The sequence below is a fragment of the Actinomycetes bacterium genome (assembly GCA_022396035.1).
Classification (GTDB): Bacteria; Actinomycetota; Humimicrobiia; order Humimicrobiales; family Humimicrobiaceae; genus Halolacustris.
In genome coordinates, this window is the sequence record JAIOXO010000004.1 from 16,919 (window position 1) to 31,037 (window position 14,119).

Here is a 14,119-nt window from a genome sequence, read left to right on the forward strand (position 1 = left end):
AATTTAAATTGGGAGTATTATCCATATGAAGGTTTATCGTCTTACTGGAGAAGGTTATGAGATGCTCTTAAAAGAGCTGGATGACCTGGTTAAGAATAAAAGAAAAGAGATTGCTGATAGGTTAAGGGATGCAAAGAAGTCAGGCGGGGACCTCAGTGAAAACTCTGAATACGAATATGCCAAAAATGAGCAGGCGTTTACAGAAGGCAGAATAGAGCAGATAAATGAGATTTTACAGAATCATGTCATTATAAATGGAGAAAACAGCGGATCACATGTTGACCTGGGCTCAACCGTAGTGTTAAAAGATATGGACAGCGGCAAGGAGAAAAAGTACAAGGTAGTTAGTTCCATAGAGACAGATCCGGAAAAGAATAAGATTTCAGACGAGAGCCCTATTGGAAGTTCTCTTTTGCATAAAAAAATTGGTGACGAGATTATAGTAAAAACCCCCCAGGACAAGAAGAAATTTAAGATTGTAGATATAGTTTAATCCTTTTTATTATCTAACAGCCGGCGGTAATTTTTATGAGCAATAACAACAAATCCCAGGAGCAATATTTGCTGGAAACCGAACAGCCTTTAAGCGAGCCTTTACAGTTAAAATTAGAACAGATAAAAAAACTAAAGCAAAAAGGCGAGATTCTTTACAGTAATGATTTTAGGCCCAGTGCTGTTATTGGGGATCTAAAAGAACAATATTCAGGTCTGGAACAGGGAGAAAAAACCGAAGAGGAATTTCAGGTAGCCGGCAGGATTACCGGGTTTAGAAAACACGGTAAGGCTACTTTTGCCGATATTAAAGATTCCCGGGATAAACTGCAGCTGTATCTGAGCTTGAAGGTAGTGGGTGATGAAGGGTATGAGAAGTTTAATCAGCTGGACATAGGAGACTGGATAGGGGTAAGCGGTCATCTTTTTAAAACCAGAACCGGAGAGCTGTCTCTAAATGTAAATCAGTTTAAGCTGCTGTCCAAATCTATAAGGATTTTACCGGAGAAATGGCATGGCTTGAAAGATAAAGAGTTAAGGTACAGGCAAAGATACCTTGATTTCCTGGTTAACCCTGAAGTAAAAGAAGTTTTTGTAAAGAGGATACGTATTATAGAAAAAATAAGGGAGTTTTTAAATAATAAGGGTTTTCTGGAAGTAGAAACACCCATGTTGCAGACTATTCCGGGAGGTGCTACTGCCAGGCCCTTTGTAACCCACCATAATGCATTGGATATTGATCTTTATTTAAGGATAGCGCCGGAACTTTATTTAAAACGGCTCATAGTGGGCGGTTTCGAAAAGGTTTATGAGATAAACAGGAATTTTAGAAACGAAGGAATATCCTATAAGCATAATCCCGAGTTTACCATGCTGGAATTTTACCAGGTATTCTCAAATTACAGAGAGCTTGCTGCTCTTACCGAAAACCTGATAAAATTTGTAGCCAGTGAGGCACTGAGAAGTTTGGAGATAAGCTACCGGGGCAAAGATATAAGCCTGGATGGTGAATGGAAGAAGATAAGCATGATAGACGCCATATCAGAGATAGGTAATATTGAAGTAAGTTTTGACATGGACAGGGACCAGCTGGCAAAAATTGCAGAGAAACAGGGGCAAGAGGTACCTTCGTTTTTTGGGAAGGGCAAAATTATAAACCTGATATTTGAAGCTGTGGTGGAGCCCAGGCTGGTACAGCCAACCTTTATTATGGATTTTCCCATAGAGATATCGCCCCTGGCTAAAAAACATCCCGGCAACCCGGAGCTGGTAGAAAGGTTTGAATTATTTATAGGGGGAGAAGAAATAGCCAATGCTTTTACCGAGCTTACCGATCCTGCCGAGCAGCTGTCCCGGTTTTTGAAACAGGCCCGGAGCAGTGATGAGGAAGAAAGGCTGGGCGGCAAGGTGGATAAGGACTTTATAAAGGCTTTGGAATACGGGATGCCTCCTACCGGCGGTGAAGGAATAGGGATTGACCGGCTGGCCATGGTGCTTACTGGTTCAGAGTCTATTAAAGATGTATTGCTGTTCCCCCTGATGAAGCCGGAATCCGAATAGTGACCTGTTTAATATTTAGAATTAGAAATGATATAATTTAATCGGTGATGCAATTATGTTATGTGACTTCTGCGGTATCAATAAAGCCAATGTTCATTTAATAAAAATCATTGACAATGAAATAGAAAAAATCAATCTCTGTTCCGAATGCGCCCAGCAGATATCAATGGGCTCGGAACAGGATATTTTAGAAGGTCTGGCAGATATACTGGTCAAAATGTTTGCCCAGGGCAAAAAGGATACAAACCGTAAGCCGTTCCGGGCTTTAAAAGAAAGTCCTGAAGTGGATACGAAGTGTAGTAATTGCGGTATTGATCTTTCCACTATAAAGAAAACGGGTAAAGTAGGATGTGCCCAGTGCTATAAAGAATTCAGCGAAATATTTCTGCCTCTGTTAGAAGCTATTCACGGCAGCATAGAATACAGGGGTAAAATACCTTTAAATTCCAGCTTTACCTATAAAGTGGAAAAGAAAATCAAGGACCTGAAATCAAAGCTTGATGAAGCAGTAATTATAGAGAATTTCGAAGAAGCTGCCAAGCTCAGGGATATGATAAAAAGGCTGCAAAAAAGACTCTATGTAAAGAGTAAAAAATGAAAGGGCTGACCACATACCTGAAAAAGAGGAAGATGGTAGCCGGCAATGGCCCCATCTTATACAGCAGGGTGAGCATATCCAGAAATCTGGTTGGTTACAAGTTCGGATTGACCATCAAACCCCAGGAAAAGAAAAAGATACTCTCCCTGGCCAGGATTGCTGCTTCCGATATAGAGGAATTTTCCGGGTTTGCTTTTTTTGACTTAAGGCGGCTAAATGGGTTAGAGAGAGAATTACTGATAGAAGGCAACATTATAACCAGGCCCATGTCTACCAAAGTAACCGGTAGAGGAGTGTTCGTAAGGTTGACCGATAACGGCAGCAATATGATTAGCTCGGTTATGGTAAACGAGGAAGATCATTTCAAAATACAGGCCTTAAAGCCCGGATGGGGGATAAGGGATATACACCGCAGGGTATCAGGTCTGGAAAAGAAGCTGGAAGACAAGCTGAGTTTTTGTTTTGATCCGGATTTGGGTTATCTTACTTCCTGTCCCACCATGGTAGGTTCAGGTCTGGAGGTATCGGTTCTGGTTCACCTGCCGGCGCTGGTTATGAGCTTTAAGATCAATGACCTTATAAAAAGATTGAACAATTTGGACTGCATCCTTCAGGGTTACCATATTGACGGGTCCGAGGTACTGGGGAATTTATTTCTGGTTTCCAAGGAAAGTTCACTTAAAAACAATGATATTGATACAGTTGAAGAAATGGAAGCAATTTGTTTAAATATCATTGAAGAAGAAAACCTGCAGACGGAAGCCTTGAGCAAGGATACACCGGTAAGTATTGTGGATAATATTTACAGGTCATTCGGTGTATTAAAATATGCCCGGTTGTTATCCTTTGATGAGGCCATAGAGCTTCTGTCCATGGTGTGGCTGGGTAAAAAGTTAAAAATTTTGTATAATTTGAAGGAATTTGATTTTTACCGGCTGATTAATATAATTGGTAATTCATATATAAAAAATTATATTGGAGAAAAAAAAGATACGGAAGATCAAGTAGATGCCCTTAGGGCAGATATATTGAGAGAAGAAATTTTAAAAGGGAATGATTAATATGTTTGAGAGGTTTACAGAAAGGGCCAGAAAAGTTGTAGTCAGGGCCCAGGACGAAGCAAGATTTCTAAAACAAAACTATATAGGAACCGAGCATCTATTATTAGGTTTAGTTGATGAAAAAGAAGGCATTGCATCCAAGGTTTTAGAAAGCCTGAGTGTGTCTGCATCCGATATCAGAGATGCAGTCAATGATTCGGTTACCGAGGGAAGCTCAGAATCTTATGAACACATACCGTTTACCCCCAGAGCCAAAAAGGTTCTGGAGCTGTCCTTAAGGGAAGCACTACAGATGGGCCATAACTATATCGGCACCGAGCATATACTGCTGGGTTTACTCCGGGAAGGGGAAGGAGTGGCTGCCAGGGTATTAAACAGTCTGGGTATCACTCTGGAAACAGTGAAGGCCAAGGTAAAGGAAATACTTAATAAATATCCGTTTTATTCACAGAGCCAGGATAGCCAGTCCCAGAGCCGGACCAGCAAAAAAGTACTCAAGACCCTCAGCCAGTACGGCAAGGACCTTACCCAGCTGGCCCAGGAAGGAAAACTTGACCCGGTTATCGGCAGGAAAAAGGAAATTGAAAGGGTTATGCAGATATTATCCAGGAGGACCAAAAAAAATCCTATACTTATAGGTGAATCGGGGGTAGGCAAGACAGCCATAGTGGAAGGCCTGGCCCAGCAGATAGTAGCCCAGTCAGTTCCTGCAAATTTACAGGGTAAAAAAATATTTACCCTTGATCTTGGTTCCCTGGTGGCAGGCTCAAGGTACCGGGGCGATTTTGAGGAGAGGCTCAAGAAGGTCCTGGCAGAAATAAAAGAAGATGGTGATGTAATCCTGTTTATTGATGAGGTACATACCCTGGTGGGGGCAGGAGCGGCCGAGGGAGCAATAGATGCGGCCAGCATACTTAAGCCCATGCTTGCCCGGGGAGAAATCCAGACTATTGGCGCTACCACCAACAGTGAATACAGAAAATATGTAGAAAAGGATAAGGCGCTGGAAAGAAGGTTTCAGCCCATACATGTAGATGAGCCCAGTGTGTTTGAAACCATAGAGATACTTAATGGATTGAAGAAAAGATATGAATCTTTCCATAACCTTACTATCACTGATAATGCAGTGTCCAGCGCAGCCAAACTTTCGCAGAGATACATATCCGACAGGTTTCTGCCGGATAAGGCTATAGATTTAATAGATGAGGCAGCTTCCAGGGTAAGAATAAGGTCCCTGGTTACTCCGCCGGATATAAAAGAGATAAATAAGGATATCGGCAGGGTAATAAATGAAAAGGATGATGCCATAAAGTCCCAGGACTTTGAAAGAGCAGCCCAGCTGAGGGATAAGGAAAAACAGCTTACCAAGGAAAAAAGAGAGATTGAAGAGAGAAATAAACGCGGCAGCGATAGCGAAAAGATTGTGGTAGATGATAATGAAATAGCTGAAGTTTTGTCCAGCTGGACTGGAGTGCCGGTATACAAGCTAACCTCCAGTGAGTCCAGGAAGCTTATGAATATGGAAAAAGAACTGCACCGGAGGGTGGTAGGCCAGGATGAAGCTATTAAAACTGTTTCTAAGGCTATCAGGCGGACCAGGTCAGGACTGAAGGACCCCAAGAGACCTATTGGTTCCTTTATGTTTCTGGGTCCCTCTGGCGTGGGAAAGACAGAGCTGGCCAAAACCATTGCCCAGTTCCTGTTTGATAAGGAAGAAGCGCTTATACAGATAGATATGTCCGAGTATATGGAAAAGCACTCTGTGTCCAAGCTGGTGGGTTCTCCTCCGGGATATGTAGGATATGATGAGGGAGGACAGTTGACCGAGGCTATCAGGAGAAGGCCCTACAGCGTAATATTACTGGATGAGATAGAGAAGGCTCATCCCGATGTATTCAATATACTGTTGCAGATATTTGAAGACGGCCACCTGACCGATTCACAGGGAAGAAGGGTTGATTTCAAGAATACAGTAATTATTATGACTTCCAACCTGGGGGCCAGGGAAATTCAAAAGAATACTCCCCTGGGCTTTAAGGCTTCAGATAATAGGGAACTTTCCTATAATGAAATAAAAGATAAAGTAATGAGTGAATTAAAACAGGCCTTCAGACCTGAATTTTTGAACCGTGTAGATGAAGTAATAGTGTTCCACAAGCTGGAAAAAGAACAAATTTACAGCATTATAGACCTTATGGTTTCCCGGCTGGCCCAGCAACTGGAGCTGCAGGGCATCATGATAGAAATTCAGGAAAGCGCCAAAAAGCTGCTGATGGAAAAAGGCTATGATGAAAAAATGGGGGCAAGGCCTATGCGCAGGTGCATACAGAACCTGATAGAGGACCCGATATCCGAGAAGATAATTAATGAAGAAATAAAGAGCGGGCAGTTTATAAGGGTAAGCGCTGAAGACGGGAAGATGATATTTGATATAAAAAAAGTTAACGGCAGCATGCTAAAAGTGTAGAAGATGGACAAAGAAGAAGAAAAATTATTGCTGGAGAGCCTTAAAAGGGTATCTCCGGGTACCGAGCTAAGGACTGGGATTGAATACATACTTCAGGCTAAAACCGGAGCCCTGGTGGTGGTTGGCGACTCGGATGAGGTGCTCAAGCTGGTAAATGGCGGTTTTTATATTGGCACCATATTTTCTCCTGCCAAGTTTTATGAACTGGCCAAGATGGACGGGGCTATAATTTTATCTTCTGATGCCAAGAAAATTCTTTATGCTAATACCCACCTGTTTCCCAGGCCGGATATCGAGACTTCAGAAACTGGAACCAGGCACCGGACAGCAGAGAGGGTAGCCAAGCAGACCAAAAACCTGGTTATTTCTTTATCCCAGAAAAGGGATATCGTAACCCTTTATATAGATAATATAAAGTATATGCTGGAAGAGCCCAGAGTGGTTCTTTCCAAGGCCAACCAGGCTCTGCAGACCCTGGAAAAATATAAGAAAGGCCTGGATCAGCTCACCTTCAACCTCACTATCAGGGAACTGGAAGATCTGGTTACCTTATTTGATGCGGTTAGCGTGTTACAGAGATCAGCAATTGTCCAGAAGACGGAAAAAGAGGTAAGGAAATATATTTATGAGCTGGGGGCAGATGGCAGGCTTCTAAAAATGCAGGTGGAAGAGTTAATGGCCAATGTGGTTGATGACAGCATCAAGATTATCAAAGACTATTCTCATCCCAAGAAAGAAGAGACTGCTTCCCAGATTAAGGATCAGATAAATTCTCTTTCTGCTGAGGAGTTGCTGGACCTGGACCGGATAGCTAGAATTATTGGATATGAACCTGAAGGCAACCTCAGGGAATTTAATGTCCATCCCCTGGGAATCAGAATAGTTACCGAAGCCAGGAGGCTGCCCCAGACTGTATTAAATAACCTAATGGAAAGATTTGGTAATCTGAGCAATATTATGGCTGCCGGCATTGATGATTTGATAGAAGTTAATGGTATGGGCAAGATAAGAGCTAAGTCCCTTTATGATAAGCTGAAGAAGTTCTCTGAATATTATCTGTATAATGAACCTTATAATTTAAGGGGAGGGGTAGTACAAAAACTTAATTTGTGATATAAACATTTTTATTTATTAAACAGAGACCTTTTATATGAATGTTGCCATAATTACTGCTGCTGGTAAAGGTACCAGGTTAAAAAGCAATGTCAGTAAACAATTTTTAAACCTGTATGGAAAACCCATAGTAGCCCATACTCTGGAAACTTTCCAAAAAGCCTCTAAAATAGACCAAATTTATCTGGTGGTTCCCAAAGAGTACCTGGATTTTTGCACCAAAAATATTATCAATAAATACAAGTACAGTAAAATAATGAAAGTAGTGCTTGGAGGAAGTACCCGCCAGCAATCGGTTTACAGGGCATTAAAGAGCCTTCCCGAGACTACCAGCATTGTATCGGTACATGATGGAGTAAGGCCCCTGGTAACAGCGGATGAGGTGGATAAAATTGTAACCAGCCTTCAATCATCCAACCAGAAGGATCCGGATATACAGGGGGTAATAATGGCTGCTCCCGCTTATGAGACCATTAAGAAGATTAAAGATAATGATATAATTGAAAAGACCATACAGCGGGATCTGGTATGGCATGCGCAGACACCCCAGGTTTTTTTTTACCAAACCCTTATGGCGGCCCATAAACAGGCTATAGAATCCAAATTTACCGGAACCGATGATGCAGGGCTGGTGGAACTGGTGGGCTACAAGGTTAAGATATTCCGGGGAAGGCATGAAAATATTAAAATAACCACTCCTACTGATTTATTTCTAGCGGAGCTGATAATGAGCAGGAAAGACAGAAGATAGGAAGGAGCAGAATTGAGGGTAGGAACAGGATACGATGTTCACCGGCTAAAAGAAGGCAGAAAACTCATTCTGGGAGGCGTGGAAATAGAGTATCACCTGGGATTGGGCGGCCACTCCGATGCCGATGTGCTGGTGCATGCGGTAATGGATGCCCTGCTGGGAGCAGCCGGTCTTGCAGATATAGGGGTTCATTTTCCGGACAGCGATATGGAGTATAAGGGTATATCCAGTCTAAAGCTGCTGGCCAGGGTAAAACAGTTGATTTTAAAAAATGGGCTGGCAGTGGTAAATATTGATTCTACTATTATCGCTCAGAAGCCAAAACTTGCTCCCTATATACCGCAGATGAAAGAAAATATGGCCGGGGTTCTGGGCCTGGATACTGGTGCGGTAGGGGTTAAAGCCACCACCACCGAGGGTCTTGGCTTTTGTGGGCAGGAACTGGGTATTGCTGCCCAGAGTGTGGCTCTGCTGACCTAGCAGGGTTTTATGATGGTTAGTTTTTATAATCCATTGATATATGGAACTGATTTTTAAGTAAAAAGGATAGATAATTATAAATGATTTAAAACCGGGCCCAAACCTGATAATATAGTTTGCAGGCCCTGTTGTAGTAATTAAGGGCCAGGTTATGTTTTTAAGTAAGTTTTAGAAAAGGATAATAGAAGCTAATGGGACTAATCGGTGAAATTAGGGAACAGGTAAAGGTAGCCAAAGAGCGCGATCCGGCCGCAGTAAGCAGCCTGGAGATTATTGCTACTTATTCCGGACTTCATGCGGTGGTAAGCCACCGGATTGCCCATTGGCTGTACATAAAAAAGATTCCGTTTTTACCCCGCTGGTTTTCCCAGGTCAGCCGTTTTTTTACCGGAATTGAAATACACCCGGCAGCTAAAATCGGCAGGAAGCTGTTCATAGATCACGGGATGGGAGTAGTCATCGGCGAGACCACAGAAATAGGTGATGACGTTACCATATACCAGGGAGTTACTTTGGGCGGCACTGGCAAGGAAAAGGGAAAGAGGCACCCCACTATCGGTAACGGGGTAGTCATATCCGCGGGAGCCAAGGTGCTTGGCTCTATAAATATAGGCAATGAAGCCATAATTGGAGCACAGGCAGTAGTTATCAACCCGGTTCCGGAAAGATGTACGGTAGTAGGAGTTCCGGGGAGGATAGTAAAAGTCGGCGGAGAGAAGGTGCTCTCCGATGAATTTCACCGGATGAAGCTGCCGGATCCGGTAAATGAATTGCTTAGTGACTGCTGTGCAAGGATAAGCTTTTTGGAACAAGAGCTTAAAAAAGTAAAAAAAGGAAAGGGAAAACAGGAAGATGGATAAGCTCAAGGTCTATAATACACTTACCAGAAAGAAAGAAGAATTTATTCCGGCCAAAAAGCAGAAAGTAAGTATGTATGTATGCGGACCTACCGTATATAATTATATATCCATTGGAAACTCCCGCCCCATAGTGGTGTTCAATATGGTAAAAAATTACCTGGAATACCGGGGTTATATGGTTGATTTTGTACAGAATATTACCGATATTGAAGATAAGATAATAAATAAAGCCAACCAGGAACAGGTAAGCTATAAGCAGATAACCCAAAGGTACATAGAAGCTTTTTTAGAAGATATTGATAACCTTAAAGTAGGTCCCTTCAGCCATATGCCGCTGGCCACTGATATGATCGGCCAGATAATAGATACCATCCAGGCCATAATTGAAAACGGGTATGGATATGTGGCTGATGGGAATGTTTATTTTGAGGTAGGCAAGTTTTCCGGTTACGGGAAACTCAGCGGACAGCGGACCGAAGAGATGCAAAGCCAGGATGATGGCCAGGAAACAGGAAAGAAAAACAGGGTGGATTTTACCCTGTGGAAAAAGGCCAAGCCCGGAGAGCCCAGCTGGGAAAGCCCCTGGGGAAGTGGTAGGCCCGGGTGGCATATTGAGTGCTCGGCCATGTCCACAGATTTACTTGGCAACCCCATAGACATACACGGGGGAGGTCTGGACCTGGTATTTCCTCATCATGAAAATGAGATTGCCCAGTCAGAAGCTGCTCACCCCCGGCAGAAACAGTTTGTGAGGTACTGGATGCATAACGGAATGATTGAGGTAAAAGACGAAAAAATGTCGAAGTCCAGCGGATTGAAGAAAAACTGGATCCTTAAAAACCTGCTTAAACAATACAACCATAATATGATTAAGATGTATATGTTGTCCACTCACTACCGCAGCCCGCTTGAGTTTAGTGAAGAAAAGCTGCAGGAAGCAAAAAAAGCGGTTTCCAGGATTGCCAGCGCTTTAAGGAATATGAAATTCTTAATGGATGAGCAGTTAGAGAAAGAAGGCCAAAAAACAGATAGGTCAAGGCTTAAGGATATTGCCGATAGAGGTACAGAACGGTTTACCCAGATCATGAATGATGATTTTAATTCAGCCGGGGCCATTGGAGATATCTTTGAAATGGTCAAGAATATAAATATGGTTATACAGGACCCGGAATTCAAGAATAGCCAAAAGTTTAAACAAGGGCTTCAGTTGGCCTACAGCCGGATAATCGAGCTGGCCAAAGTTTTAGGTTTCAACCTGGAGGAAGAAATAGAATCAGGCAGCCAGCAGCAGGCCATAAGCGAGGATGAAATCAAAAAGCTTATTGATAAGAGGAACCAGGCCAGGGCCGGCAGGGATTATCAGGAGGCAGACAGAATCAGGCAGCTTTTAGCAGGCCAAGGGATAATTTTAGAGGACAGGAAAGAAGGAACCATATACAGATATGAAAATGAAGAAAGCCACCTATAATTTAATAATAAATCGCCGCAGCATCAGAAAATTTTTACCACAGCCCATAGATATGAAAATATTGGCGGAGGTGGTAAATGCGGCCAGGCTGGCACCCAGCGCGGCCAATGTACAGCCTTTAGAATATGTAGTGGTAGATGATAAAGACCAGACAGAAAATATTTTCCCGCTTACCACATGGGCAGGCTATATTCAGCCCGAGGGTACGCCGCCAGCCGGTCAGCGGCCTACGGCCTATGTGGCAGTGGTGGTTAATCAGGAAATTGCCAGATCTGACTATTATTTAGTTGACATGGGCCTGGCGGTTGAAAACCTTATACTGGCGGCAGCAGAACAAGGCATAGGCAGCTGCATAATAGGGGCCTGCGACAAGGAGAAGATAGGCGAAATTGTTAATCTGCCTTCTAACCGGAAAGTTGAGCTGGTAATAGCTTTAGGCTATCCGGCAGAGAAGCCGGTGGCCGAAGATGCAGAGTCAGACTCTATAAAATACTACCAGGATTCCAGGGGCAGGCTGCATGTTCCCAAAAGACATCTGAAAGCTATAATGCAACATAACCGGTACTGATTATGGCCAGGGACAGAAACAGGGAGTATGTTTACGGTAATAATGCAGTAATGGCAGTACTTGATACCAATGCCGGCAACCGGAAAATATATAAGCTGTTTATAAAGAAGAATAAAAAAAGATCCCCCATTATCAAGTCCATAACCGATCTGTGCCGTAAAAAAAATGTACAAGTCATAGAGCAGGACGGACACCGCTTTGATAGCTATTTTGAACCGCATTTAAGCCGGCTGGATCTGGAATCAGCCCAGGGTATCATCCTGGAGGTTTCTCCCTACAACTACTATGATCTGGATCATTATTTAAACTCACAGACAACCGGTAAGAGTTTTTTAATTATGCTTGACGGGGTAACCGATGTGGGCAATTTTGGCTCCGTTTTAAGGAACTGCAGCGCTTTTGGGGCTGACGGCATAATAGTTGCAAAAAACAGGAGTGTGCAGGTAAACCAGAGAGTGGCCAAGACCTCTGCCGGCGCCCTGGAAAAGGTCAGGGTTTTCAGGGTTACCAATCTTGCCCGGACTATGGAGAAATTAAAGGATAACCAGTTCTGGGTATACGGTTCCCAGGTTGAGAATGCGGAAAGCATACAGAAAGCTCCCTTAAATTTTCCCCTGGTTATGGTGATGGGTAGTGAATTTAAGGGGATAAGTGCTCTTATAGCCAAAAAGTGTGATTACCTGGTAAGGATTGATATGAGCCAAAATATCCAGTCTTTGAATGTATCTGTGGCTAGTGGCATAATAATGTATTGGATTTATAAAGGGTTAAAATCATGAACGAGCTGATAATAGTTGACGGATACAATTTTATATTTAATTTCGTCCCGGAGCAGGGGATGGATAATGACCGTCTGGCCTTCTACCGTGACCGGCTGATTAATGACCTTGCCGGCTATAGTGAAGCCAGAGGCCGGGGAGTAGTAGTGGTATTTGATGCCAGGCACAGCAACAATTCCGGCAGGACTACCCATGCTTTTGATAAGATTAAGGTTATCTATTCCAAACGGGGCGAGACTGCGGATACGGTAATAGAAGAAATGGTTAACCGGGACAGAACCCACAGCAAAATATTTGTAGTTACCTCCGATTACCTGCAGCAGAAAGTGATATTTAAAAAAAACATATACCGGATATCATCCCGTGAGTTCGGGCTGCAGCTAAATCAGTTTAAATCAGAGTTGAGGAGAGAAGTAAAAGAGATAAACAGAAAATCCGAAAGCTCCTTTTATAACCTGGGTACCAGATTAAGTAAAAAGGCTCTGGATGACTTCACTAAAATCAGGAATAATTAGCATAATACCTCTATTACTGATAGTACTGCTCTTATCATCATGCGGGCTGGCCTATAATGCAGAACAGCCGGCCGGGAACAGCCATGATGGTCTATATGAAGTTTCTAAAGTAATTGACGGCGATACACTGATAGTCAAAAACGGTAAAAGGGTCAGGCTTATTGGAATCAATACCCCGGAAAAAGGCCAGTATTTTTACCAGGAATCCAGGCAAGTACTTAAAGCCATGGTGGGTGGACAGCAGCTGACCCTGGAGAGGGATGTATCTGAAACTGACCAGTATGGAAGATGGCTGAGATATGTCTATGTTGGCGACCTGTTTGTAAATCTGGAGATGGTTAAAAGGGGGTTTGCCCATGCTTATACCTATCCTCCGGATGTAATGTACCAGCAGCTGTTAGTGGAGGCTCAGAGCCATGCCCAAAAAAACAATCTGGGATTATGGCAAAAAACAGATGTCTCTCTGGAAATATCCATAAATTATGATGCTCCGGGAAACGATAATGAAAACATAAACGAAGAATATGTAGTAATTACCAGCACCTCCGATGAGCCGGTGGACTTATCCGGCTATACCATTAAGGACAGCGGCACCAATATCTTTAAATTTCCCCGTCTGCTGCTTGACAGGGGAGAAAAGGTATTTATATACAGCGGAAAGGGAAACCAGGGGGAAGGCAAGCTGTTCTGGGGAAGTGATACCCCCATATGGAATAATAGCGGGGACACCCTGTACCTGAGAAACACCGAGGGCCTGCTGGTTGATATTTACAGTTATTAGGCTCCCTTGTAGTGGGACTCATATTTAAACCAGTACCTGGAAGGATGTATCAGCTTTCTCCACCTTATCCTGATTATACGGAAAAGTATCCTGAGTAGCTGGCCCAGTATATTTCCCTTGTCGGGCAGGGCAAGCTTCATGCCTTCTATGCGCTGGTCAGCATAATTTACCACTGCCGAGGTGTCCTTAAGCTGTTTGTCGGTAGGTACCTGAAATCCGTAAAGCATTTTTATCCGGTTCAGGGCCTCGGTTCCTTCAAAAATTTCGTTCCATACGCATCTCTTGCCGCTGTCTACCTCACACTGGCCATCCTGGGAACCTCCGCAGGGGCCGTTTCGAAGTTCTTTGGGGCATCTCATGGGGCATACAAACCCGGTAGTGGATAAAATGCACTGCCCGCATGATCTGCAGTCAAACATTAATTCTTTTAGCTTTTCTTCCAGGAAAAAAAGCATTCTGTACATACATCTTAGATGCAGAAATTTTTTAGGCTGTGGTTTAAACTCTTTAATTTCGGTGTTGGAAGCCATTTATACTCTCCTTGCAAGCATAAACAAATAGTTAAATAGTTGAGTAAATGTTATTCTAATTTGAAATTGATGTCAACCAGGCCTGATTATTGACAT

15 protein-coding genes are annotated in these 14,119 nt (G+C 43.1%); 14 read left to right on the forward strand and 1 reads right to left on the reverse strand.

Features of this window, described 5'->3' with window-relative positions:
- Nucleotides 1-25: 25 nt before the first annotated feature.
- From greA to K9H14_02380, 14 genes are all read left to right on the forward strand, one after another.
- Nucleotides 26-493, forward strand: coding sequence for a transcription elongation factor GreA (gene greA / locus K9H14_02315; GenBank protein MCG9479027.1), 468 nt, complete (start codon nt 26-28; stop codon nt 491-493).
- Between the two features lie 35 nt (nt 494-528).
- Nucleotides 529-2,052: a lysine--tRNA ligase gene (gene lysS, locus K9H14_02320; protein MCG9479028.1), complete on the forward strand. Its 1,524-nt coding sequence runs from the start codon at nt 529-531 to the stop codon at nt 2,050-2,052.
- A gap of 55 nt (nt 2,053-2,107) precedes the next feature.
- Nucleotides 2,108-2,650, forward strand: coding sequence for a UvrB/UvrC motif-containing protein (locus tag K9H14_02325; protein ID MCG9479029.1), 543 nt, complete (start codon nt 2,108-2,110; stop codon nt 2,648-2,650).
- Nucleotides 2,647-3,711, forward strand: coding sequence for a hypothetical protein (locus tag K9H14_02330; protein MCG9479030.1), 1,065 nt, complete (start codon nt 2,647-2,649; stop codon nt 3,709-3,711). The genes K9H14_02325 and K9H14_02330 overlap by 4 nt, the downstream gene beginning before the upstream one ends.
- A gap of 1 nt (nt 3,712) precedes the next feature.
- Nucleotides 3,713-6,178, forward strand: a complete 2,466-nt coding sequence (locus tag K9H14_02335; protein MCG9479031.1) for an ATP-dependent Clp protease ATP-binding subunit — start codon at nt 3,713-3,715, stop codon at nt 6,176-6,178.
- 3 nt (nt 6,179-6,181) lie between these two features.
- On the forward strand, nt 6,182-7,291 hold the full coding sequence (gene disA / locus K9H14_02340; GenBank protein MCG9479032.1) for a DNA integrity scanning diadenylate cyclase DisA: 1,110 nt from the start codon (nt 6,182-6,184) through the stop codon (nt 7,289-7,291).
- Nucleotides 7,292-7,328: 37 nt separating this feature from the next.
- On the forward strand, nt 7,329-8,042 hold the full coding sequence (ispD, locus tag K9H14_02345) for a 2-C-methyl-D-erythritol 4-phosphate cytidylyltransferase (protein MCG9479033.1): 714 nt from the start codon (nt 7,329-7,331) through the stop codon (nt 8,040-8,042).
- A gap of 12 nt (nt 8,043-8,054) precedes the next feature.
- Nucleotides 8,055-8,522, forward strand: coding sequence for a 2-C-methyl-D-erythritol 2,4-cyclodiphosphate synthase (ispF, locus tag K9H14_02350; protein MCG9479034.1), 468 nt, complete (start codon nt 8,055-8,057; stop codon nt 8,520-8,522).
- 191 nt (nt 8,523-8,713) lie between these two features.
- Nucleotides 8,714-9,382 (forward strand): serine O-acetyltransferase, encoded by a 669-nt coding sequence (gene cysE / locus K9H14_02355; protein ID MCG9479035.1) that lies wholly within the window; start codon nt 8,714-8,716, stop codon nt 9,380-9,382.
- Nucleotides 9,375-10,850, forward strand: coding sequence for a cysteine--tRNA ligase (cysS, locus tag K9H14_02360; GenBank protein ID MCG9479036.1), 1,476 nt, complete (start codon nt 9,375-9,377; stop codon nt 10,848-10,850). The genes cysE and cysS overlap by 8 nt, the downstream gene beginning before the upstream one ends.
- The gene (locus K9H14_02365; protein MCG9479037.1) at nt 10,825-11,418 is read left to right on the forward strand and encodes a nitroreductase family protein; all 594 of its coding nucleotides are present in this window, start codon (nt 10,825-10,827) and stop codon (nt 11,416-11,418) included. Before cysS ends, K9H14_02365 begins: the two co-directional genes overlap by 26 nt.
- A gap of 2 nt (nt 11,419-11,420) precedes the next feature.
- Complete coding sequence (gene rlmB / locus K9H14_02370) at nt 11,421-12,197, forward strand: 23S rRNA (guanosine(2251)-2'-O)-methyltransferase RlmB (protein ID MCG9479038.1); 777 nt, start codon at nt 11,421-11,423, stop codon at nt 12,195-12,197.
- Complete coding sequence (locus tag K9H14_02375; GenBank protein MCG9479039.1) at nt 12,194-12,712, forward strand: NYN domain-containing protein; 519 nt, start codon at nt 12,194-12,196, stop codon at nt 12,710-12,712. The genes rlmB and K9H14_02375 overlap by 4 nt, the downstream gene beginning before the upstream one ends.
- Nucleotides 12,684-13,493, forward strand: a complete 810-nt coding sequence (locus K9H14_02380) for a thermonuclease family protein (GenBank protein MCG9479040.1) — start codon at nt 12,684-12,686, stop codon at nt 13,491-13,493. The genes K9H14_02375 and K9H14_02380 overlap by 29 nt, the downstream gene beginning before the upstream one ends.
- On the opposite strand, the gene K9H14_02385 is transcribed toward K9H14_02380, so the two are convergent.
- On the reverse strand, nt 13,490-14,023 hold the full coding sequence (locus K9H14_02385; GenBank protein MCG9479041.1) for a methylenetetrahydrofolate reductase C-terminal domain-containing protein: 534 nt from the start codon (nt 14,021-14,023) through the stop codon (nt 13,490-13,492). The genes K9H14_02380 and K9H14_02385 overlap by 4 nt on opposite strands.
- Nucleotides 14,024-14,119: the final 96 nt, after the last annotated feature.

Bases quoted from the DNA above. Each gene is read 5' to 3' on its own strand.
- K9H14_02335 (MCG9479031.1), top strand. From the start codon at position 3,713: ATGTTTGAGAGGTTTACAGAAAGGGCCAGAAAAGTTGTAGTCAGGGCC.
- K9H14_02330 (MCG9479030.1), top strand. From the start codon at position 2,647: ATGAAAGGGCTGACCACATACCTGAAAAAGAGGAAGATGGTAGCCGGC.
- K9H14_02375 (MCG9479039.1), top strand. From the start codon at position 12,194: ATGAACGAGCTGATAATAGTTGACGGATACAATTTTATATTTAATTTC.
- greA (MCG9479027.1), top strand. From the start codon at position 26: ATGAAGGTTTATCGTCTTACTGGAGAAGGTTATGAGATGCTCTTAAAA.
- rlmB (MCG9479038.1), top strand. From the start codon at position 11,421: ATGGCCAGGGACAGAAACAGGGAGTATGTTTACGGTAATAATGCAGTA.
- K9H14_02385 (MCG9479041.1), bottom strand. From the start codon at position 14,023: ATGGCTTCCAACACCGAAATTAAAGAGTTTAAACCACAGCCTAAAAAA.
- cysE (MCG9479035.1), top strand. From the start codon at position 8,714: ATGGGACTAATCGGTGAAATTAGGGAACAGGTAAAGGTAGCCAAAGAG.
- K9H14_02380 (MCG9479040.1), top strand. From the start codon at position 12,684: ATGACTTCACTAAAATCAGGAATAATTAGCATAATACCTCTATTACTG.
- disA (MCG9479032.1), top strand. From the start codon at position 6,182: ATGGACAAAGAAGAAGAAAAATTATTGCTGGAGAGCCTTAAAAGGGTA.
- K9H14_02325 (MCG9479029.1), top strand. From the start codon at position 2,108: ATGTTATGTGACTTCTGCGGTATCAATAAAGCCAATGTTCATTTAATA.
- cysS (MCG9479036.1), top strand. From the start codon at position 9,375: ATGGATAAGCTCAAGGTCTATAATACACTTACCAGAAAGAAAGAAGAA.
- lysS (MCG9479028.1), top strand. From the start codon at position 529: ATGAGCAATAACAACAAATCCCAGGAGCAATATTTGCTGGAAACCGAA.
- K9H14_02365 (MCG9479037.1), top strand. From the start codon at position 10,825: ATGAAAATGAAGAAAGCCACCTATAATTTAATAATAAATCGCCGCAGC.
- ispD (MCG9479033.1), top strand. From the start codon at position 7,329: ATGAATGTTGCCATAATTACTGCTGCTGGTAAAGGTACCAGGTTAAAA.